The sequence below is a fragment of the Streptomyces sp. NPDC057950 genome (assembly GCF_042887295.1).
In the GTDB taxonomy this organism is placed as follows: Bacteria; Actinomycetota; Actinomycetes; order Streptomycetales; family Streptomycetaceae; genus Streptomyces; species Streptomyces kaempferi.
This window is the reverse complement of sequence record NZ_JBHVPP010000013.1, coordinates 218,449-238,969: the sequence shown is the minus strand read 5'-3', so window position 1 is coordinate 238,969 and position 20,521 is coordinate 218,449. Positions and strand designations below refer to the sequence as shown.

General features: G+C 72.0%; 18 protein-coding genes and 1 tRNA gene. 11 read left to right on the top strand and 8 right to left on the bottom strand.

Translation table 11 applies throughout. The features are described from left to right. Positions 1-24: 24 nt before the first annotated feature. The 3 genes from ACFVTC_RS22770 to ACFVTC_RS22760 all read right to left on the bottom strand — a co-directional run bounded on the left by ACFVTC_RS22770 (position 25) and on the right by ACFVTC_RS22760 (position 5,027). Positions 25-912, bottom strand: coding sequence for a cellulose-binding protein (locus ACFVTC_RS22770; protein ID WP_390129749.1), 888 nt, complete (start codon positions 910-912; stop codon positions 25-27). A gap of 214 nt (positions 913-1,126) precedes the next feature. Then, positions 1,127-4,024 carry an SUKH-4 family immunity protein gene (locus ACFVTC_RS22765; RefSeq protein ID WP_390129747.1) on the bottom strand — a complete coding sequence of 966 codons (2,898 nt, stop codon included), beginning with the start codon at positions 4,022-4,024 and terminating at the stop codon, positions 1,127-1,129. 7 nt (positions 4,025-4,031) lie between these two features. Then, a complete protein-coding gene (locus tag ACFVTC_RS22760; protein WP_390129746.1) occupies positions 4,032-5,027 on the bottom strand; it encodes an SMI1/KNR4 family protein in 996 nt (331 codons plus the stop codon). A gap of 228 nt (positions 5,028-5,255) precedes the next feature. On the opposite strand from ACFVTC_RS22760, the gene ACFVTC_RS22755 reads away from it, so the two are divergent. Continuing rightward, the gene (locus ACFVTC_RS22755; protein WP_390129745.1) at positions 5,256-5,762 is read left to right on the top strand and encodes a YwqJ-related putative deaminase; all 507 of its coding nucleotides are present in this window, start codon (positions 5,256-5,258) and stop codon (positions 5,760-5,762) included. Positions 5,763-5,908: 146 nt separating this feature from the next. Continuing rightward, positions 5,909-6,403 carry an SUKH-3 domain-containing protein gene (locus ACFVTC_RS22750; RefSeq protein WP_390129742.1) on the top strand — a complete coding sequence of 165 codons (495 nt, stop codon included), beginning with the start codon at positions 5,909-5,911 and terminating at the stop codon, positions 6,401-6,403. Between the two features lie 213 nt (positions 6,404-6,616). Here the strand turns inward: ACFVTC_RS22750 and ACFVTC_RS22745 are convergent, their stop codons facing one another. Further along, positions 6,617-7,927 carry a sensor histidine kinase gene (locus ACFVTC_RS22745; protein ID WP_390129741.1) on the bottom strand — a complete coding sequence of 437 codons (1,311 nt, stop codon included), beginning with the start codon at positions 7,925-7,927 and terminating at the stop codon, positions 6,617-6,619. Between the two features lie 241 nt (positions 7,928-8,168). Here ACFVTC_RS22745 and ACFVTC_RS22740 point away from each other — a divergent pair. The 6 genes from ACFVTC_RS22740 (at position 8,169) to ACFVTC_RS22715 (ending at position 13,004) form a co-directional block, all read left to right on the top strand. After that, positions 8,169-8,243 (top strand) — tRNA-Gln (locus tag ACFVTC_RS22740). 115 nt (positions 8,244-8,358) lie between these two features. Further along, a complete protein-coding gene (gene glmU, locus ACFVTC_RS22735; protein WP_390129739.1) occupies positions 8,359-9,807 on the top strand; it encodes a bifunctional UDP-N-acetylglucosamine diphosphorylase/glucosamine-1-phosphate N-acetyltransferase GlmU in 1,449 nt (482 codons plus the stop codon). Positions 9,808-9,952: 145 nt separating this feature from the next. After that, positions 9,953-10,927, top strand: a complete 975-nt coding sequence (locus tag ACFVTC_RS22730) for a ribose-phosphate diphosphokinase (protein ID WP_390129737.1) — start codon at positions 9,953-9,955, stop codon at positions 10,925-10,927. A gap of 171 nt (positions 10,928-11,098) precedes the next feature. Continuing rightward, a complete protein-coding gene (locus tag ACFVTC_RS22725) occupies positions 11,099-11,683 on the top strand; it encodes a 50S ribosomal protein L25/general stress protein Ctc (protein WP_390129736.1) in 585 nt (194 codons plus the stop codon). Between the two features lie 88 nt (positions 11,684-11,771). After that, positions 11,772-12,383 carry an aminoacyl-tRNA hydrolase gene (gene pth / locus ACFVTC_RS22720; RefSeq protein ID WP_390129734.1) on the top strand — a complete coding sequence of 204 codons (612 nt, stop codon included), beginning with the start codon at positions 11,772-11,774 and terminating at the stop codon, positions 12,381-12,383. Positions 12,384-12,509: 126 nt separating this feature from the next. After that, complete coding sequence (locus tag ACFVTC_RS22715) at positions 12,510-13,004, top strand: hypothetical protein (RefSeq protein ID WP_390129733.1); 495 nt, start codon at positions 12,510-12,512, stop codon at positions 13,002-13,004. Between the two features lie 52 nt (positions 13,005-13,056). Here ACFVTC_RS22715 and ppc read toward each other — a convergent pair whose 3' ends face one another. Continuing rightward, the gene (ppc, locus tag ACFVTC_RS22710; RefSeq protein ID WP_390129730.1) at positions 13,057-15,789 is read right to left on the bottom strand and encodes a phosphoenolpyruvate carboxylase; all 2,733 of its coding nucleotides are present in this window, start codon (positions 15,787-15,789) and stop codon (positions 13,057-13,059) included. 340 nt (positions 15,790-16,129) lie between these two features. On the opposite strand from ppc, the gene ACFVTC_RS22705 reads away from it, so the two are divergent. Further along, positions 16,130-17,140 (top strand): fatty acid desaturase, encoded by a 1,011-nt coding sequence (locus ACFVTC_RS22705; protein WP_329288276.1) that lies wholly within the window; start codon positions 16,130-16,132, stop codon positions 17,138-17,140. Further along, positions 17,137-17,817, top strand: a complete 681-nt coding sequence (locus ACFVTC_RS22700) for a TetR/AcrR family transcriptional regulator (protein WP_168528521.1) — start codon at positions 17,137-17,139, stop codon at positions 17,815-17,817. The genes ACFVTC_RS22705 and ACFVTC_RS22700 overlap by 4 nt, the downstream gene beginning before the upstream one ends. A 36-nt stretch (positions 17,818-17,853) precedes the next feature. Here the strand turns inward: ACFVTC_RS22700 and ACFVTC_RS22695 are convergent, their stop codons facing one another. Next, entirely contained in the window at positions 17,854-18,261 is a 408-nt protein-coding gene (locus ACFVTC_RS22695) for a VOC family protein (protein ID WP_390129728.1), read from the bottom strand. A gap of 2 nt (positions 18,262-18,263) precedes the next feature. After that, positions 18,264-19,070, bottom strand: a complete 807-nt coding sequence (locus tag ACFVTC_RS22690) for a trans-aconitate 2-methyltransferase (RefSeq protein ID WP_390129727.1) — start codon at positions 19,068-19,070, stop codon at positions 18,264-18,266. 132 nt (positions 19,071-19,202) lie between these two features. Between ACFVTC_RS22690 and ACFVTC_RS22685 the strand changes: the two genes are divergently transcribed. Beyond that, positions 19,203-19,700: a MarR family winged helix-turn-helix transcriptional regulator gene (locus ACFVTC_RS22685; protein ID WP_153290130.1), complete on the top strand. Its 498-nt coding sequence runs from the start codon at positions 19,203-19,205 to the stop codon at positions 19,698-19,700. On the opposite strand, the gene ACFVTC_RS22680 is transcribed toward ACFVTC_RS22685, so the two are convergent. Continuing rightward, on the bottom strand, positions 19,659-20,426 hold the full coding sequence (locus ACFVTC_RS22680) for a LuxR C-terminal-related transcriptional regulator (protein ID WP_390129724.1): 768 nt from the start codon (positions 20,424-20,426) through the stop codon (positions 19,659-19,661). The genes ACFVTC_RS22685 and ACFVTC_RS22680 overlap by 42 nt on opposite strands. Between the last annotated feature and the right edge of the window lie 95 nt (positions 20,427-20,521).

Sequence of the window (20,521 nt, the reverse complement as noted above, 5' to 3'; positions counted from 1 at the left end):
GGCGACGGGTGGGGGCCGTTGTGGTCACTCCACCGGGGCCCGGCCCGTCAGGGTCATGAGGCTCGACCGTACGTGGTCCATGTGCGCCCGTACGTCGTCCCACCGCTCGCCGTGCTCGCGCAGCACCCGCTCGGTCTCCCGGACGATCCGTTCCTCCCGCACCCGCGCCTCGGCGATCAGTTCGGCGGCCCGCGCCGCCGCGTCCTCCTGTCCGTGCCGCGCCGTCTCCTCGGCAAGGGCGTAGGCGCTCCGGGCCTCGGCGAGGGCGGCCTCGGCGCGGGCCACCCGCCGTTCGTGGTGCGCCTCGAACGCGGCCACCCGCTCGGCGGCCACGCGCTCGGCCTCCTCCCGGCGCCCGGCGTGCTCCTTCTCGTGCTCGACGAGGAGCGCCTCCGTACGCCGGCGCACCTCGCGCAGCGCGGCCAGCGCCTCCCCGCGGCTCTCCTTGATCTCCCGGCGGGCGGAGATCCGTGCGTCGTCGGCCTCGGCGCGGGCGGCGAGCAGCCGCTGCCGGACGTGTTCCTCGGCCTCGGCGCGCACCCCGTCGGCGTGCTCCTGGGCGGCGTCGCGGACCCGCCGCCCCGCCGCCTCGGCCTCGTCGACGGCGTGCCGGGCATCGCCGCGCGCGCTCTCGCGCACGGCCGTGGCCTCCTCCTCGCCGAGTTCGAAGAGCCGGCGGGCGCGTTCGCCGAGCGTCTCGTACGTCTGCGGGGCGAGCCGTGTCACGGCCTCGCGCAGCCGCCGCGCGTCCCCGTCCATCTCCTTGGCCAGGACGGTCAGCCGGGCGGCCCGCTCCCAGGCGGCGTCGCGGTCCCGCGAGAGGGCGGTGGCGTACGTGTCGACCTGCTCGGGACGGTAACCGCGCCCCCGTACAGCCGGGAAGCCGTGCGGCGACACCGATGCGCTGCTCATCCCTGAACCCCTCTCCGAATGTGCGCCCTGCGACATGATTCGTCGACATCATGTGGCGCATATCCTGATGGATGAGGCGTAAGTGTTCATAACGCGACACTCCGCCCACCCGTTCCGGTCGAGGGAAGTAAAAAATGGGCTGGACCCGGTCATGTGAACCGGGTCCAACCCATGAGTGGTGTTCCGCGCGGAGGCCGCGACGCTCAGCGGGAGGTCACAGCAGGCCGTCCCACATCTGTTCCAGCAGGACCGACCACCAGCTCTCCGGCGAGCCGAGCGCCGCCGGATCGAGAGAGGCCAGCTGGGCCTGGAAGTCGACGGTCCAGCGGCCGGCCTGCTCCTGGTTGAGCCCGAACCGCAGCCGCCACATCCGGCCGAGCAGCGCCAGGCAGCGCGCGAACTCGGGCAGACCCGTGTTCACGAACTGCGGCGGCACCGGGGCACCGCCCGGACCCGCCTCCACCGGCACGGCCACGATGTTCGCCGTGCCGTACTGGACACAGATCGCCTTGCCGAAGTCGCTGCCCATGACCAGGTACGAACCCGCGTCCGGCGCCGGATGCACCCCCCGTTCCTGTGCCAGCTCGGCGAGCGTCGGCACCGGACGGCCCGGCTGCGCCTGCGCCCAGAAGAACGGGCCCATGTCGACCGGGAGTCCGGCCACCACCAGGGTGTGCGCCACGACGTTCGGCACGCCCTGACGGGAGACCGCGACCTGGTCGAACCGGAACACGCCCGGTCCGAACGCCGCCGCCAGCTCGTGCCCGATCGCCTCCGGCGGAACCGGCGCCGCGGGCTGCACCGGCGGGATCGGCGCCCGCACCGGCGCCGGTCGCGCCGGGCCGTCCGCCACCTGATGCAACTCACCCTGATGCGCGAGCAGTTCGCGCATGCCCTGCTGACGGCTCGCGTGGTCCGTACCGTACGGGGCGATGCTCGTGATCCGTGCCTGCGGCCAGGTCTCCCGGATCATCCGCGCGCAGTACGCGCCCGGCAGCTCACAGGACTCCAACTCGGTGTGCAGCTCCAGCACTTGCTGCGGCGGCACGTTCATCGCCCGCAGTTCGTGCAGCATCTGCCACTCCGGGTGCGGGGTGCCCGGAGCCGAACGCCGGATCAGCTGCTGCTCCGAGCCGTCCTGCGCGCGGTAGCGCAGCACGGCCTGGTAACCGGGGCCGACGGTCGGCTGAGCGGTCGGCGGGTACCCGTACGCCGGCGGCTGCTGACCGGGAGGCATGGGTTGGCCGGGAGGCATCGGCTGACCCGGGACCGGGCCGCCCATCGGCTGACCCGGCATGGGCTGACCAGGCATGGGCTGACCCGGCATCGGCTGACCGGGCATCGGCTGACCAGGCATCGGCTGCGGTGCGCCCTGCGGCACGCCGGGCGCCTGCGGGGGCGGCGGTGCGCCGGGGCCGCCGGACTGCGGGCCCGCCAGCATCGTCGCGGCGTGGTGGACGCCGGGGGGCTGACCGCCCGGGGCCGCGGGAGCACCGGGGGCACCAGGGGGCTGGGGCGCGCCGGGGACACCGACGGGCGGACCCGCCAGCATCGTCGCGACATGCGGGACCTCACCCGGAGGGGTACCGCCCGGAGACTGCGGACCGCCGGGCGCACCCGACGACCGGGGCGCACCGGGAGTGCCGGGCGCGGCAGGCGCTCCGGGCGGGCCGGGGACTCCCGGTGCCGCCGGGCCCCCGGGACCGCCCGGACCCAGCTGGGAGACGAGTTGGGTGGGCACGTACCCGCCCGCCGGGGTGCCCGGGGCGCCGGGTCCGGACGGCGCGGGCGCGCTGCCCGGCCGTGCGCCCGGCGCGCCCGGGGCGCTCGGCGGAGGCGGCGCGGTCGGGCCACCGCCCCGCGCGCCCCGCGGCGGCTGTGCCTTGCTGGTCGCGGCGTCGGCGATGTCACCGGCGTTCGGAGGCAGCGGCCGGGGAGGCGCCGCCGGAGCACCCGGACCGGCGGGCGGCTGCGGGGAGTTCGGCGCGCCGCCGGGCCCCTGCGGGTAGCCGTACCCGGGCGCGCCCGCGGGAGGCGCGCCCTGCGGACCGCCGGGAGCGGAGGCGCCGGGCGGCGGAGGCGGCGGGGTGTGCGGGGCACCACCGGGCCCCTGCGGGAACCCGTAGGCGGCCGGCGCACCCGGAGGGGGTGTGCCGGGCACCGGCGGACCCTGCGGGTAGCCGTACGGCGGCGGGGCCGGCGCGGGGTCGTCGAGCGCGGGGGCGACCGCCGTGCGCGGAAGCTGGCTGCCGCCGGAGATCAGGGCCGTCTTGGCGTCCGCGATCGCCCCGGGCGGCGGCGTGCCGGTGTCGTCGACATCGGTCAGCGGCGGTGCGAACACCGTCGCCGGCAGCGGTACGGAACGGTCCTCGCCCGCGTCGGCGTTGGTGTCCGTCCCCGCCCACGGTGTCGCCGACGCGGGCACCCGCGGCGGTCCCCCGGCGTCCCGCGGACCCGCGTCGGGCTCGTCACCCGCGGCGGCGGGCCACGGCGTGGCTCCGCCGGAGACACCAGAGACACCAGAGACACCGGGAAGACCGGGTGCGGTGCGCGGTCCGGCTCCGAAGGGCCCTCCGTGCGGCACCGCGTCCTGCGGCTCACCCGGCGTCGGAGCGGCCGGACCACCGCCCGTGGAAGCCGGGCCCTGCCCCGGGCCCGATGCCGCGGCGGCGGCAGCCGGACGTGATCCCGCCCCGTCGGAGCCGGAACCTCCGGACGCCCCCGGACGCCGGTCCGGGATCCCCAGCTTGTCCGCGGCCTCCTGCAGCCACTCCGGGGGACTCAGCAGGAACGACGTCTGGTTGAGGTCGACACGGGCCGAAGGCGCCGGCGCCGGTTCCGGGGTCCCGTCCGGTGCCCCGTACTCCTCCTCGTAGCGGCGGATCACCTCGCCGACCGGGAGTCCGGGCCACAGTGTCGCCTCGCCGCTGTCCCGCGCGATGACGAGCCGCTGCGCGCCGCCGTCCGAGCGCGGACCGTCGGCCCGGTCCTCCGCCCAGACGACGAAGCCGAGTTCGAACTCCCGCACCCGCACCTCACGGTGCTGGTAGCCGGGCACATCGCCGTTGATCCACTCTTCCGCGCGCTCCTGCGCCTGCGCGAAGGTCACCATCGGACGTTCACTCCCCCACCGAAGACACGGAAGAGACGGGAACGGCGTGCGCGAAGCCGCCGTCCACCATCAGGTTCGCCACCGTCTCCAGCTCCGGCGGATTGCCCGCGAGCCGGGACAGGAACTGGTCGAAGTCGGCGCCGCAGGACAGCAGCAGCCGCTGCACCCGCTCGGGCGGCGGCCACGCGTCCTGGTCGCGGGCGTCGTCGTAGGCGCAGAACCAGACCGAGCCGACCGCGTCGCCCTTCACCTTGACGGCGAGCAGGCCGCCCTGCACGAACCCGACGCACAGGTAGTCCTTGGTCAGATGATCGCGCAGGCACTTGTTGATGTAGACGAGGTCGTTTACCGCGGCCTCTTCGCGCACCGTGAAGAAGGGCTGGTCGAGCAGGAGTCCGAGTTCCGCGTCGAGCACGGCGCCCATCGGCGCGCAGCCGCCCGCCGCCTTCAGGAAGGAACGGTAGGCGCCCGGCAGCCGGTACCCGAGGTCCTCCTCGACCGCCAGCACCTGCTGCTCCGTCACCGCGACCGAGGACTTCGGCAGTCCGAAGTGCGCGGGCCGCGTCTCCTGCAACGGCCGCGTCCCGCGCTTGGTGTGGTCGACGGTCGTGGTCGCGATGCCACCGTGGTGCCGCAGCAGCGCCTTCACCTCGACGGGGACGAGCTCCAGTCGCCGGGTACCGGCCACGTGATGCCACGTCCAGCCGTGCGGCGTGGCCACGGGCGGGATCGTGTCCCACAGTTCGTGTCCGGTCGCGGCGAGCGCCGCGTTCGCGGACACGTAGTCCGTCAGCCGCAGTTCGTCGACGCCGAAACCCTCCGGGGGTTCGGCGATCTCCGCGGCGGCACGCGCGTACGCCGAGAAGTCGGGATAGCCGTGCGCGTCGACCCGTACACCTCCGGTGTGGCGAGCGGCCCGGACCGGATCCGGGAAGTGCACGACCTGCCCGGCGTAGGCCGCGTTCGGCGGCGCGGCTTGCTGCCCGAGCCGACCTGTCGTCATGGCTGTTGCCCCCTGCGGCGTTCTCAATAGCTGTATGGATCGCGGATGTCGACAGCCTATGCGGTTGGAGGACACCGGTCACCGGGCCTCTGGTTCCGTGACCTGCCGTCACCTCGCCGTGACGGTGCGGCGAAGACCGGGCGTGTCGCGCGCCCCAGCTTCCCCACCCGCCAGCCCGTTTGGCAGTCTGTAGCCGCATCGGGGGATGCACGGGAGGGAAGAGCGATCATGAACGCGACGCACACAGGCACGTCCGGGGACCCGCGCGTCGGCTGGAGCAGCTCCGAGGCACCGCACACCCCCACCCTCCTGCACCGCCGGGACGGCATACTTCCGACCGTCGCCGCCGCCCTCTCGGTGCGCGGCGCGACCCTCACCGGCACCGCGGCCCGCGGCGACCAGCCGCCCGCCCTGCACCCGTTGGTCCAGGACTTCCTCGACACCCTCACCAGCGCGCAGCGCGACCGCTTCACCGGCCGCTGCGCCGAGGCGATCCTGATCTCCCGGCACATCGCCGGCCTGGACGCCGCACGCAGCAAGCGGGCCGCGCGCAAGCCGATGACCAACGGCGAGGCGCGCAGGGCCCTCAAGCAGGCCAAGCTCACCGCGCGTCGCATCCGCGAGGACGGCGACCCGCTGCACGGGAGTTTCGCGGCGCCCTGTCGTGCCTGTACGGCGCTCAGCGAGCACTTCGGTGTCCGCGTCGTCGATCCGACGGCGTCCGCCGACGCCTGAACCCATCCGCACCCGCACCCGTACCCGTATCCGTACACAGGACGGCGCCCCTCTTCCCCTGTCCTCCCGCCTCGCCGCGCCGCCGATCCCCCGTCCCCCGACTCTCTTGTCCCCCGATCCCATGTCGCTCGACGAACGAAGGGCAGATGCACGCCGACCGCACCTCCACCACACGCTTCTCCGTCCCCGTGGACGCCGCGCTCCGCTCCGCGGGGTGGCAGCCCGGACGCTGGGACATAAAGCAGGCCGAGTACTGGGCCGACGCGCTGCGCGAGCACGAGTCGCCCGCCGGGCACCGGCACGCCGTGTTCCCGGCCGCGGTGGAGGCGTGGGCGGAGTTCGGCGGTCTGCGCGTCGTACCGTCCGGGCCCGGTCGTCAGCTCGCTCCGACCGCGCTCCACTTCGACCCGTTGCACGGGCTGCACATGGCCCGCACCCTTGCTGACCTCGGGCGGGCGCTGGATGCCGAGGTGTGTCCGCTGGGCGAGGAGCCCGACTCGCGGGCGCTGCTCGCCATCGACAGCGAGGGGCGGGTCTACGCGCTCGATCACACCGGGGACTGGTATCTCGGGCCGGACATCGACGCGGCCCTGACGACCCTCGTCTCCGGCATCGAGCCGGCCCGGCTGACCGCCGGCTGACGGGGTTTCCTCGCCCCCGCCGCCCCCTACCCGACCCATCCTCCGCCTGGGGGCTTTGCCCCCGGCCCCCCCCAGGGGCCGCGCCCCCTGGAAACCCCCGCTCGCCCGAAGGGCTCGTCCTCGAACGCCGGACGGGCTGACATGCGTGCCCCGTCCGGCGTTCGAGGACGAGGCCCTTCAGGCCGAGCGGACCCGGGGTGACAGCGGAAGCGTTCAGGCCTTGGCCGGGAGTACCGCCGACACCCGGAAGCCACCCGCGTCCGTGGGCCCGGAGACGAACACACCCCCGAGAGCGGCAACACGTTCCTTCATCCCGAGCAACCCGTTGCCCCCGCTGGGAAGCCGCACCGCGGACTCCGCCCCCGGCTCGGGCGGGCACTCGTTCTCGACCTGCATGGCGATCTCGGACACCCGATGGGCGAGCCGCACATACGTCTTCGCACCGGCCGCGTGCTTGTGGACGTTGGTCAGCGCCTCCTGGACGACCCGGTAGGCGGTCTGTTCGATCTCCGGCGCGTACGGCCGTGTATCGCCCTCCACCGACAGGGCGACCACCATCCCGGCCGCCGCCGACTGCCCGACCAGCTCGTCGAGTTCCGCGAGGCTGGGACCGTCACCCGGATCGTCGGCCGCGCGCGACGCCGCCGCGGCCGCCGCCATGCCCACCGCGGCCAGCGGCACCGGCTGGGGCCGAGAGGCCAGCCCGTCCCCCGTGCGCAGCACGCCCAGCATCTCGCGCAGCTCGGTCAGCGCCTGCCGTCCCATGTCGCCGACCAGCGCCGCGTTGCGCACGGCCTTCTCGGGGTCCTTGCGGGCCACGGCCTGCAGGGCCGCCGCGTGCACCACCATCAAGGACACCCGGTGCGCGACCACGTCGTGCATCTCCCGCGCGATCCGCGTCCGCTCCTCGTTGCGCGCCCACTCCGCCCGCTCCTCGGCCCGCTCGGCCAGCAGCTGCAACTCCCGCTCCAGCGAGTCGGCCCGCTCCCGCAGGCTCTCCATCAGCCGGCGCCGCGCCCCCACGTACAGGCCGAGCAGGACGGGCGGGGCGGTCATGCCGATGGCTGTCGTGATGGAGACGAAGGGGACGAACCAGTCCCCCATGGTCACGTCCCCGCGCACCATGCCCTGATGGGCCCGGACGAACGTGACGATCAGCATGCCGGCGAAGGACATTCCGGCGAGCGCCGCGATGATCCGGCGCGGCAGCTCGGACGCGGCGAGCGTGTACAGCCCGACGAGTCCCATCGCGAAGCCCATCTGCGCGGGCGTGATCGCGATCGACACCAGCACGACGGCGATCGGCCACTTCCGCCGCAGCAGCAGCACGGACCCGGCGAGCAGACCGAACACCGCGCCCACCGCCGCCGGCAGGCCCGCGTCGTGTGCGAACGGAATTCCCTCTGTCGCGCACTCGGCCGCCGACATCGCCGCGAGGCCCGCGTCGAGCGCGGCGCCGCGCCACCTGACCCACCACCACGGCCCTGTCCCGGCCTCGGTGTGCTCTTCCCCCGTCGTGGTCATGCCTCCAGCCTACGTTTGCTCCCCGCCCCTTTTCCGGTGAGTTTCGCCTCCTCTCCGGCACCGGGACCCGCCGTCGATCGGACGCGAAACCTGTGGGTATCCCTCGAACTGCGGAATCGCTCACTGTTCGACCCCGGAAGCCCGCGCGCATCAGTACCGTCGCGTCGAAGGCGCCCGGTACGGCATAGTGTTGGGTGCCCACTCGGCGGCCTGACCAAATGTCCGGTTCAGTCGAGTTTGATCCCCCGTGGTGTAATTGGCAGCACTGTGGCTTTTGGTGCCATCTGTCCGGGTTCGAGTCCTGGCGGGGGAGCCATGACCGATTCGGGCCCTGACAGTTCCGTCGGGGCCCGCTCTCATGTCACTCCTGATACGCCCCGGTATCCTGCGGTTGTCCACCCCCCAGTCATCCGTAGCCGAAGGGCATTCCCGTGAGCGCCAATCGCCCGGCAGCCGTCGTCGTTCTCGCAGCGGGTGAGGGCACCCGTATGAAGTCGGCCACACCGAAGGTCCTGCACGAACTGTGCGGCCGTTCCCTGGTGGGCCATGTCCTCGCGGCCGCCCGCGCGTTGGAGCCGGAGAACCTGGTCGTCGTCGTGGGCCACGCCCGCGAGCAGGTCACCGCACACCTCGCCGCGTCCGACCCGGCGGTCCGCACCGCCGTACAGGCCGAGCAGAACGGCACCGGGCACGCCGTCCGCATGGCGCTCGAAGAGCTCGGCGGCGGCATCGACGCAACCGTCGTCGTGGTCTGCGGCGACACCCCGCTGCTCAGCGGTGAGACCCTGCGCCGGCTCGCCGCGGCCCACGACACCGACGGCAACGCCGTCACCGTGCTGACCGCCGAGGTCCCCGACGCCACCGGATACGGCCGTATCGTCCGGGACGGGGCCAGCGGCGCCGTCACCGCGATCGTCGAGCACAAGGACGCCACCGAGTCGCAGCGGGCGATCCGGGAGATCAACTCCGGGGTGTTCGCCTTCGACGGGCAACTGCTGGCGGACGCGCTCGGCAAGGTGCGGACCGACAACAGCCAGGGCGAGGAGTACCTCACCGACGTGCTGGGCATCCTGCGCGAGGCCGGGCACCGGGTCGGCGCCTGCGTCGCCGCCGACCACCGGGAGATCGCCGGGATCAACAACCGCGTCCAGCTGGCCGCGGCCCGCCGCACCCTCAACGACCGGCTGCTGGAGCGGGCCATGCTCGCCGGCGTCACCGTCATCGACCCGGCCTCGACCTGGGTCGACGTCACCGTCACCTTCGAGCAGGACGCGATCGTGCACCCCGGCACCCAGCTGCTGGGCACCACGCACCTCGCCGAGGGCGCCGAGGTCGGACCCAACTGCCGCCTGAAGGACACCGGCGTGGGAGCGGGGGCACGGGTCGACACCACGGTCGCGGACAGCGCCGAGGTCGGCCCCGAGGCCACCGTCGGCCCGTTCGCGTACCTGCGCCCCGGCACCCGCCTCGGCCTCAAGGCCAAGGTCGGCACGTACGTCGAGACGAAGAACGCCACGATCGGCGAGGGCACCAAGGTCCCGCACCTCTCCTACGTGGGCGACGCGACGATCGGCGACCACTCGAACATCGGTGCCGCCAGCGTCTTCGTGAACTACGACGGGCAGGACAAGCACCACACCACCGTGGGCTCCCACTGCCGTACCGGTTCGGACAACATGTTTGTGGCTCCTGTCACGGTGGGGGACGGCGCGTACACCGCGGCGGGCTCCGTCATCACCAAGGACGTACCGCCCGGTTCGCTCGCCGTGGCCCGTGGCCAGCAGCGGAATATCGAGGGTTGGGTGGCCCGCAAGCGTCCCGGGAGCGCGGCCGCGAAGGCCGCCGAGGCGGCCTCCCGGGAGCCGGAAGGCGAAGCCTGACCGGAAACAGGTGCGTCTGACACGGCGTACCGTGATAAGTGCACACCCGCACCGTGCACCCGCACCCCCAGCTGAGACGGACTCCCGCGCCCAGTGGAGATGTCCTCTCACCATCCAGCTGAGACACCTCTGAGGAGACAGTGCTGTGACCGGGATCAAGACGACCGGCAAGAAGAAGATGATGTTCTTCTCCGGCCGCGCCCACCCCGAGCTTGCTGAGGAGGTCGCCCACAAGCTGGGTGTCGGGGTAGTCCCGACGAAGGCCTTCGACTTCGCCAACGGCGAGATCTACATCCGCTACCAGGAGTCCGCCCGCGGCGCCGACTGCTTCCTGATGCAGAGCCACACGGCTCCCATCAACAAGTGGATCATGGAGCAGCTGATCATGATCGACGCCCTGAAGCGGGCGTCCGCGCGGAGCATCACGGTCATCGTGCCGTTCTACGGTTACGCCCGGCAGGACAAGAAGCACCGCGGACGTGAACCGATCTCGGCACGTCTGATCGCGGACCTGATGAAGACGGCGGGCGCCGACCGCATCCTCACCGTCGACCTGCACACCGACCAGATCCAGGGCTTCTTCGACGGCCCGGTCGACCACCTCTTCGCGCTGCCGATCCTGGCGGACTACGTGGGTGCCAAGGTCGACAGGGCGAAGCTGACCGTCGTCTCCCCGGACGCGGGCCGGGTGCGCGTCGCCGACCGCTGGTGCGACCGCCTGGACGCCCCGCTGGCGATCGTGCACAAGCGCCGCGACAAGGACGTCGCCAACCAGGTCACCGTCCACGAGGTCGTCGGTGACGTGAAGGGCCGCGTCTGCGTCCTCGTCGACGACATGATCGACACGGGTGGCACGATCTGCGCCGCCGCCGACGCCCTCTTCGCGCACGGCGCCGAGGACGTCATCGTCACGGCGACGCACGGTGTGCTCTCCGGTCCGGCCGCCGACCGTCTGAAGAACTCCAAGGTGAGCGAGTTCATCTTCACGGACACCCTGCCGACCCCGGGCGAACTGGAACTGGACAAGATCACGGTGCTCTCCATCGCGCCGACGATCGCCAACGCGGTGCGCGAGGTCTTCGAGGACGGCTCGGTGACGAGTCTGTTCGAGGAGCAGTAGAGATCCTTTTGGGTGTGGCCTTCCCGCCGAGTAGACTGCCGAAGTTGCTCGGCGAGGGAGGCCACACTTCTGTGTGGCGGTCCGTTATCGACGCGCTCTTCGTAGCAGGCCGATGTTCGGCCGGGTGACTCATCCCCAGGCCCTTCGGGTCCCTTACTACGAGGAGTGAACATGTCCGAGGTCAAGCTCGCCGCCGACACCCGTACCGAGTTCGGCAAGGGCGCCGCCCGCCGCATCCGCCGCGAGAACAAGGTCCCCGCGGTCGTCTACGGCCACGGCACCGACCCCGTCCACATCGCGCTTCCGGGCCACGAGCTGCAGCTCGCCCTGCGCACCCCGAACGTCCTGCTCACCCTGGACATCGAGGGCAAGACCGAGCTCGCGATCCCGAAGGCCGTCCAGCGTGACGCCATCAAGGGCCACCTCGAGCACGTCGACCTGCTCCTCGTGAAGCGCGGCGAGAAGGTCAACGTCGAGGTCTACGTCCACACCGAGGGCGAGCTGGCCCCGGGCGCCTACCTGCTCGAGCACGTGCTCAGCACGCTGACCGTCGAGGCCGAGGCCACGCACATCCCGGAGTCGGTCACCGTCTCCATCCAGGGCCTGGAGGCCGGCGCCTCCATCCTCGCCAAGGACATCCCGCTCCCCAAGGGCACCACGCTGGCGATCGACGAGGACGCGGTCGTCCTCCAGGTCCTCGCCGCCCAGGCGGAGGAGGCCCCGGCGGACGCCGAGGCCGAGACCACCGAGGCCTGATTCCCCCCGGAATCTCATTCGCCGGCCGCCGCTCCCTTCCGGGGCGGCGGTCGGTGCGTTGTCAAGGACGCAGGCGCATCAAGGACCCATGGGAGACACCGACGTGACGACGGACCCCAACGCCCCCTGGCTGATCGTGGGCCTCGGCAATCCCGGCCCCGAGTACGCCATGAACCGGCACAACGTGGGCTTCATGGTCGCCGACCTGCTGGCGGAGCGGATCGGCGGCAGCTTCAAGCGCGCGGGGAAGGCCCAGGCGCAGGTGATCGAGGGCCGTATCGGCCCGCCCGGTCCGGCGAACCGCCGGGTGATCCTGGCCAAGCCGATGTCGTACATGAACCTGTCCGGCGGCCCCGTCAACGCGCTGCGCGACTTCTACAAGGTGCCGCTCGCCCACGTCGTCGCGGTCCATGACGAGCTGGACATCGACTACGGCGTGCTGCGGCTGAAGCTGGGCGGCGGCGACAACGGGCACAACGGGCTGAAGTCCATGACGAAGGCGATGGGGCCCGACTACCACCGGGTGCGCTTCGGTATCGGCCGGCCCCCGGGCCGGATGCAGGTCGCCGACTTCGTGCTCAAGGACTTCGCGTCGGCCGAGCGCAAGGAGCTGGGCTACTTCGTGGACCGGGCCTCCGACGCGGTGGAGTGCCTCGTCATCGACGGGCTGGAGCGGGCGCAGGGCACGTACAACTCCTGAGCGGCGGTGCCGGGGGCGGCCGGCTCCCCGCTCGGCGGCCGGAGTTGATCGACGTACTCGTACAACTGCGGACTTGTCCCCCGGCCGAGTTGACCGAACGCACGGCCATGGCCAAGGATCGCCGCCATGTCCGCCGCCTCGCGCAAGCGCCCCCGCAAGAACGCGCACACGGCGCTGCGGTTCGGGCGCCTCGCGGCGATGGGGGCGGTCACCGCACTGATCCTGATCGCGGGTGTCCGCGGCTCCTGGGGCACGGCTCAGCACGTGATGCTGGGCAAGGGCCGGGAGCAGGGGACGATGACCGTGACGGCCTGCTCGGCGGAACGCTGCACCGGTCCCTACCGGCCGGTTTCGGCGGGTTCCCGGTCGCGGGCCCGCGTCACGATCGAGGAGTCGGCCGCGGTGCGCAAGGGCCGCACGTACGCGGTCACGGTGAAGCCCGGCAGCGCCGACGTGGTGCGCAGCGGCCCGGCCGGACTGCTCTACGCGTGGGTCCCGTTCGGCGGCGCGCTGCTGCTGGCCTCGGTGGTGGTCGCGGGCGGTCTGCGGCTCCCCCGGGCGGCCTGGGTGATGGCGGGCGCGGGGCTCGCACTGCTGACGGCCACGTTCCTCGCCCTGTGACGCCGACGGCGGTACCCCCGGACCGGGGGTACCGCCGTCGGCCGTCCGGGGATCAGCCGGTGTTGCGCAGACCGGCCGCCACGCCGTTGACGGTCAGCAGCAGGGCCCGCGACAGCAGCGGGTCGGGTTCCGCGCCCGCCGCGGCCTCGTCGCGCTGGCGCTTGAGCAGGGCGACCTGGAGGTAGGAGATCGGGTCCAGGTAGGCGTCGCGGATCGAGAAGGTCTGCTGGAGCACGGGGTTGGTGTCCAGCAGCTTCTCGCCACCGGTCACACGCAGCACTTCGACGACGGTGAGCCGGTGCTCGGCCTCGATGGTGGAGAACACGTGCTTCAGCTCGTCGGGGACGAGGCTGTCGACGTAGTGCCGGGCGATCCGCAGGTCCGTCTTCGCGAGCGTCATCTCGACGTTGGAGAGGAAGTTGCGGAAGAAGTGCCACTGCTCGTGCATCTCGTCGAGCACGGTGTCGAGGCCGGCCTCGCGCAGGGCCTTCAGACCCGAGCCGACACCGAACCAGCCCGGCACGATCTGCCGCGACTGGGTCCACCCGAAGACCCACGGGATGGCGCGCAGTCCGTCGAGCGAGACGCCCGAGCCGGGGCGGCGGGAGGGCCGCGAGCCCAGGTGCAGGTCGGCGAGCTGGTCGACCGGCGTGGAAGCGAGGAAGTACGTCGGCAGGTCCGGGTCCTCGACGAGCCGCCGGTAGGCGGAGTGCGCGGCCTCGGAGACGACGTCCATGGCCGCGTCCCAGCGGGCCAGTGCCTCGTCGGACTGGCGCGGGGCGGTGTGCAGGGCGGATGCCTGGAGGGTGGCGGCGACCGTCAGTTCCAGGTTCTCCCGGGCCAGCGAGGGCACGAGGTACTTGTCGGAGATGACCTCGCCCTGCTCGGTCACCTTGATCTCGCCCTCCAGGGTGCCCCAGGGCTGCGCGAGGATCGCGTCGTGGGAGGGGCCGCCGCCGCGGCCGACGGTGCCGCCGCGGCCGTGGAAGAGGCGCAGACGCACGCCGTACCGGTGGGCGACGTCGCGCAGCCGCCGCTGGGCGCGGTGGATCTCCCACTGGGAGGTCGTGATACCGCCGAACTTCGACGAGTCGGAGTATCCGAGCATGACCTCCTGGACGTCTCCGCGCAGCGCCACCAGGCGCCGGTAGGAGGGGTCGGCGAGCATGTCGTCCAGGATCACGTCGGCTGCGCGCAGCTCGTCGGTGGTCTCCAGGAGCGGCACGATGCCGATCTTCGCCCAGCCGCCGTGCAGGTCGAGCAGACCCGCCTCGCGGGCGAGGACGGCGGCGGCGAACACGTCGTCGGCGCCCTGGCACATCGAGATGATGTACGACTCGATGACCTCGGGTCCGAAGACCTCCAGGGCCCGCTTCACCGTCTGGAAGACGCCGATGGTCTTCTCGCCGGCGGCGTCGACCGGTGCCGGGGTCGGGGCCAGCGGGCGCCGGGAGCGCAGTTCCTTGGCGAGGAGCTTGGCGCGGTACTCGCGGGGCATGTCGGCGTAGCGCCAGGACTCCTCGCCGAGCCGGTCGAAGAGCTGGCCGAGGGCGTGGTGGTGGGCGTCCGCGTGTTCGCGTACGTCCATGGTGGCGAGCTGGAGGCCGAAGGCGGCCAGCGTGCGGATGGTGCGGTTCATCCGGCCGTCGGCGAACAGCGCGCCCCGGTGCTCGCGCAGCGAGCTCTGGATGAGGGTGAGGTCGCGCAGCAGCTCGGCGGTGCCGAGGTAGTCGCGGCCGGCCTCGTGCGGGATGCTCCGGGCGAGGCGCTGCTTGGTGTTCTCCAGCTTCTGGCGGATGCAGGTGGCCTTGAGCCGGTAGGGCTCCTCGGCGTTCAGCCGCTTGTAGCGCGGGCTGATCTCCGGCAGTCGCTCCAGGTCGGCCCGGAGGGAGTCGAGCAGTTCCTCGGTGGCACCGGTGTACCGGATCGAGTTCGACAGGAAGCCGCGCAGTTCGTCGATCATCTCCAGCGCGTCGTTGATGCCGTGCTCGTGCTGGAGGATCAGGACGTCCCAGGTGACGTCGGGGGTGACGTTCGGGTTGCCGTCGCGGTCGCCGCCGATCCAGGTGCCGAAGGTCAGCGGCCGGGTCTCGTCGGGCACCTTCACACCGACGCGCTCCAGTTCGGCGGTGAGGTCCTCCAGTACGTCGCCGACGGCGCCGGCGTGCAGCTCGTCCAGGTAGTAGATGGCGTTGCGGGCCTCGTCGGCGGGCTCGGGGCGGACCACGCGCAGCTCGTCGGTCTGCCACACCAGGTCGATGTTCTCCGCCAGCCGGGTGTCGTAGCGGCGGCGGTCGGCCTCGATGACGGGGGTCTCGAGCAGGGCGGCGATACGGCGCAGCTTGTTGAGGACCGAGCGCCGGGCCGCCTCCGTCGGGTGGGCGGTGAAGACGGGGCGGACGTTGAGGTTCTTGACCGTCTGGCGCAGGTGCTCCGGGTCGGCGTCCTTGAGCCGGTCGGCGGTCCGGGAGAGCAGTCCGCCCTCGGCGGCGCGCTTGGCGCGCAGCTCGCGGCCGCGGTGCACCTGCTCGGTGACGTTCGCCAGATGGAAGTAGGTCGAGAACGCGCGGACCAGCTTGGCCGCGGTCTCCAGCTCGGTGCCGCGCAGCAGCTCGGCGGCGGCCTCGCCGTCCTCGCGGGTCAGGCGGCGGACCTTCTCGACCAGTTCCAGGAGCTCGGGGCCCTCCTGGCGGACGAGGGTCTCCCCCAGCAGGTCGCCCAGGCGCCGGATGTCGGCGCGCAGCTCGCTGCTGGTCGTCGTGGTCTGGTCGTCGGCACTGCTCACAGGTGCGGCTCCTTGCAGTGTGGAAGCTCGGCTGAAGAGTGTGGAAGCTCGTCTGAAGCTCGTCTGGGAGGGAACCCGGGTGACGACCGCGCGGCGGCTGCCGCTTAGGGACGTGGCATCCGGGAATAAACAGAACGGACCGCGCTGTCCGACCGACTCCAAGGATAGGTGTCCAGGTGGACGCGCAGGGTCTCGGGCTGTTGCCGCCCGGCAGCGCGCTGCCATACTTACGATGCCGTAGGTTACGGACGCGTAGGGATTCCCGTCAGACAACGGGAGAACCCTTGGAGCCGTACCCGGCCACTTTCTTCCCCACCCTCGAATCCCACAGGGGACGCCCATGAGCACGAGCTCCGATGTGATCGACGATGCCCCGGGGGCGAACGACGACCCCTCGCTCCCTCCTGCCACGCTGGGCGGAGAGAAGAAGGGGTCACTCGAACAGCTCACGCTCCTCCTCTTCATCATCGTCCCGTTCCTCGCGCTGCTCGCGGCGGTACCGCTGGTCTGGGGCTGGGGAGTGAGCTGGCTGGATCTCGGCCTGCTGGTCTTCTTCTACTACCTCGGCTGTCACGGTGTGACGATCGGCTATCACCGCTATTTCACGCATGGGTCCTTCAAGGCGAAACGCCCGCTGCGGATCGCGGTCGCGATCGCGGGGTCGATGGCGGTCGAGGGCCCGGTGGTCCGCTGGGTCGCCGACCACCGCAAGCACCACAAGTTCTCCGACGCCGAGGGTGACCCCCATTCGCCGTGGCGGTACGGCGAGACGGTTCCGGCGCTGATGAAGGGCCTGTGGTGGGCGCATATCGGCTGGATGTTCGATGAGGAACGGACCTCGCAGGAGAAGTACGCTCCCGACCTGATCAAGGACCCGGCGATTCGTGCGATCTCGCGCCAGTTCATCTACTGGACCCTGCTCTCGCTCGCGCTGCCGCCCCTGATCGGCGGTCTCGCGACGATGTCCTGGTGGGGCGCGTTCACCGGCTTCTTCTGGGGCTCACTCGTCCGGGTGGCCCTGCTGCACCACGTGACCTGGTCGATCAACTCGATCTGCCACGCGGTGGGCAAGCGCCCGTTCAAGTCGCGTGACCGCTCGGGCAATGTGTGGTGGCTGGCCGTGCTGTCCTGCGGCGAGTCCTGGCACAACCTGCACCACGCCGACCCGACTTCGGCCCGGCACGGGGTGGAACGCGGCCAGCTGGACTCCTCGGCCCGGATCATCCGCTGGTGCGAGCAACTGGGGTGGGCGTACGACGTGCGCTGGCCGTCACGCTCGCGTATCGATTCCAAGCGCGACACCGACGGGTCCGCCTCCCGGCGCGAGACGGAAGCCCCCGACCCGGCATGATTGACGGCGTGGCGACCGACTCCAGCAGCACCCCAGGCAGCAACGAAAAGCCGCGGCGTGCGCGTCGCACCCGAATGACCGGTGCCGAGCGCCGTCAGCAGCTGCTGGAGATCGGCCGCACCCTGTTCGCCGCGAAGGGTTTCGAGGGCACGTCGGTGGAGGAGATCGCGGCCAAGGCGGGCGTCTCCAAGCCGGTGGTCTACGAGCACTTCGGCGGCAAGGAGGGCCTGTACGCGGTGGTGGTGGACCGTGAGATGCGCAGGCTGCTGGACATGGTCACCGGCTCCCTGACGGCGGGCCACCCGCGGGAACTGTGCGAGCAGGCCGCCTTCGCCCTCCTGGACTACATCGAGGAGTACACGGACGGCTTCCGCATCCTGGTCCGCGACTCCCCCATCCCCCAGTCCACGGGCTCCTTCGCCTCGCTCATCTCCGACATCGCCACCCAGGTGGAGGACATCCTGGGCCGCGAGTTCAAGAACCGCGGTTTCGACTCGAAGCTCGCGCCGCTCTACGCGCAGGCGCTGGTCGGCATGGTCGCGCTGACCGGCCAGTGGTGGCTGGACGTCCGCAAGCCCCGCAAGGCCGAGGTCGCCGCGCATCTGGTGAACCTGGCCTGGCACGGCCTGGACGGCCTGGAGCCGAAGCCCCGCCTGATAGGGCACCGCAAGAGCTGAGTGCGAGGTCGGGATTCGAGGTCGTCCGCATCCTCGTCATGAACCCGGGCCGTACGCCCTGACCACCGGCTCCAGGAATTCCAGCCGGTTGCCGACGGGGTCCTCGGAGTAGAAGCGGCGGTGACCGGGCAGCTCGTCGTCCCAGGTGACCCCGGCCCCGTGGGACTCCAGCCGGGCGGCGTAGGCATCGATGTCCGTGACCCGCAGTCCGGGATGCGCCTTCTTCGCGGGCCGGAACCCCGCCGGCCCCCCGCCCCCACAAGCGCCCTCGATCCCCAGGTGCAGTTGTACGGCCCCCGCCCGGAACCAGCAGCCTCCGCGCGCGGCCAGGACGGGCGGCTTGGGGATCTCGGTCATCCCGAGGGCGTCGACGTAGTAGCGGCGCAGGAGGTCCTCCGACCCCGGCGGGGCGGCGAGCTGGACGTGGTCGATGGCGGCGAGCACCCTCAGGCCCCCTTCCGCGCGACGGCGAAGATCCGGCGGAAGGGGAAGACGGTGCCGTGCCGGGTCGCCGGGTACGCCTCGCGCAGCGCGTCCCGGTACTCGGTGACGAAGGCGTCCGCGTCCGCCCCCAGCTCGGTGAGGACCGGCCGCAGCCCGGTTCCCTTCACCCAGTCGAGGACCGGGTCCTCGCCCTGGAGGAGGTGCAGGTACGTCGTCTCCCAGACGTCGGCCGCACAGCCGAGGGCGGTGAGCTGCTCCAGGTAGACGGCCGGGGTGTGCACGGCGTCGTCGTGGCGCAGCGCCTCGGCCAGGCGGTCCTTCCAGCGGGGGGAGTGGGCGAGTTCGCGCATCAGGCGGTGGCTCGGGGCGTCGAAGTTGCCGGGGACCTGGAAGGCGAAGGTACCGCCGGGGGCGAGGCCCGCCACCCAGTCGGGGAAGCGGGTGACGTGTCCGGGCACCCACTGCAGGGTCGCGTTGCTGATCACCAGGTCGTACGGTTCCGCGGGTGTCCAGGTCCTGGCGTCCGCGAGGGCGAAGTCGAGACGGCCGCCGCCCGGGGTGGGGCCCGCGAGCCCCTCGGCGCGCGCCAGCATCTCCGGGGAGCTGTCCAGGCCGGTGATCCGCGCGGTGGGCCAGCGTTCGGCCAGCACCGCCGTCACGTTCCCGGGGCCGCAGCCGAGGTCGGCGACGCGGGCCGGGGCACGGGGCAGCTCCGGGACCCGGGCCAGGAGGTCGGCGAAGGGTCGTGCGCGGTGGCCGGCGTGACGCAGGTACTGACCCGGGTCCCAGGTGGGGGCGGTGGCGGGCATGGGCGGGCCTCCTCGAAGTCGCGTACGGACAGCATGTCCGGACAGAGCTCCACCCTCACATCCAAGTATCTCGACGTCAAGAGACTCGACATCAAGAGACTTCACGTCGACACAACCACTACACTGATCGTCATGGAGGACGAGGTCGATCGGCTGGTCGGAGCGTGGCGCCGCGAGCGCCCTGACCTCGACGTGGAACCGCTCGAGGTACTCAGCAGGGTCAGCAGGCTGGCCCGGCATCTGGACCGCGCCCGGCGGCTGGCGTTCTCCGAGCACAGCCTGGAGCCCTGGGAGTTCGACGTCCTGACCGCGCTGCGGCGCGCCGGCTCCCCGTATCAGCTCTCCCCCGGCCAACTGCTCACACAGACCCTCGTCACCTCCGGCACGATGACCAACCGCATCGACCGGCTGACGCAGAAGGGCCTGGTGGAGCGCCTCCCGGACCCGAGCGACCGACGCGGTGTCCTCGTGCGCCTCACCGACGAGGGCCGCGACCGCGCCGACCAGGCACTGGCCGGGCTCCTCGACCAGGAGCGCGCGATCCTGGCGGAACTCAGCAGGGCTCAGCGCGGCGAACTCGCCTCGCTGCTACGCCAGTTGACCGCCCCGTTCGACAACATCCCCGGCTAGGTCGACAGGCCCGACCCCGGCCCGCCGGGCGAGGGCGACCGCGGCGAGCGTCGAGTGCACGCCCAGCTTCCCGAGCACGTTCTGCATATGGGTGCGGACGGTGTGCGGCGAGAGGAACAGCCGCTCCGCGACGGCCTTTCGCCCGAGTCCCGCGACCATGCACCGCAGCACCTCCCGCTCCCGGGGCGTCAGCGACTCCACCAGCCGCTCGCTCTCGGTGCGGTGCTTGCGCGCGGCCGTCAACTCCCGCAGCACACCCGTGAGCAGGGCGGGCGGGAGATGCGTCTCGTCCCGCAGCACACCCCGTATGACGGTGAGGAGGCGCGACAGGGAGCAGTCCTTGGCGACCCAGCCCGAGGCACCGGCCTGCAGGGCGAGCGCGGCCCGGCGCGGGTCGTCCTTCTCGGCGAGTACGACGATGCGCACGCCGGGCTGGCCCGCGCGGACGCCCGCGACCAGCGAGATGCCGTCGACCAGCCCGTCCTCGTTGCTCTCCTGCACCGGGACGGCGGGCCTGGCGCCCGGCACGTTTCCGCCGAGGTCGGCGTCCACGAGCAGCACGTCGAACCTGCGGCCCTCCGCCGCCGCCCGTTCCAGACAGCGCGACGCGGCCGGACCGCTGCCGGCTGCGGACACGTCGACATCGGGCTCGGCGGCCAGAGCCGCGGCGAGCGACTCGGCGAAGATGCGGTGGTCGTCGACGACCAGGACTCGGATGCGAACCACAGAAACCCCCTTCCCCACGCTCCTGAGGAGCGGGGGATACCCCATTGTCGGGGGACGACCCGCGCAGGTACGACACCCGGAGAGAACCCGAACCG

Coding starts and splice junctions, on each gene's coding strand:
- ACFVTC_RS22690 (WP_390129727.1), bottom strand. CDS start 19,070: ATGCCCGCCACCGCCCCCACCTGGGACCCGGGTCAGTACCTGCGTCAC.
- ACFVTC_RS22715 (WP_390129733.1), top strand. CDS start 12,510: ATGTCCGCCGCCTCGCGCAAGCGCCCCCGCAAGAACGCGCACACGGCG.
- pth (WP_390129734.1), top strand. CDS start 11,772: ATGGGAGACACCGACGTGACGACGGACCCCAACGCCCCCTGGCTGATC.
- ACFVTC_RS22745 (WP_390129741.1), bottom strand. CDS start 7,927: ATGACCACGACGGGGGAAGAGCACACCGAGGCCGGGACAGGGCCGTGG.
- ACFVTC_RS22725 (WP_390129736.1), top strand. CDS start 11,099: ATGTCCGAGGTCAAGCTCGCCGCCGACACCCGTACCGAGTTCGGCAAG.
- ACFVTC_RS22750 (WP_390129742.1), top strand. CDS start 5,909: ATGCACGCCGACCGCACCTCCACCACACGCTTCTCCGTCCCCGTGGAC.
- ACFVTC_RS22760 (WP_390129746.1), bottom strand. CDS start 5,027: ATGACGACAGGTCGGCTCGGGCAGCAAGCCGCGCCGCCGAACGCGGCC.
- ACFVTC_RS22700 (WP_168528521.1), top strand. CDS start 17,137: ATGATTGACGGCGTGGCGACCGACTCCAGCAGCACCCCAGGCAGCAAC.
- ACFVTC_RS22770 (WP_390129749.1), bottom strand. CDS start 912: ATGAGCAGCGCATCGGTGTCGCCGCACGGCTTCCCGGCTGTACGGGGG.
- ACFVTC_RS22705 (WP_329288276.1), top strand. CDS start 16,130: ATGAGCACGAGCTCCGATGTGATCGACGATGCCCCGGGGGCGAACGAC.
- ACFVTC_RS22685 (WP_153290130.1), top strand. CDS start 19,203: ATGGAGGACGAGGTCGATCGGCTGGTCGGAGCGTGGCGCCGCGAGCGC.
- ACFVTC_RS22755 (WP_390129745.1), top strand. CDS start 5,256: ATGAACGCGACGCACACAGGCACGTCCGGGGACCCGCGCGTCGGCTGG.
- ACFVTC_RS22765 (WP_390129747.1), bottom strand. CDS start 4,024: ATGGTGACCTTCGCGCAGGCGCAGGAGCGCGCGGAAGAGTGGATCAAC.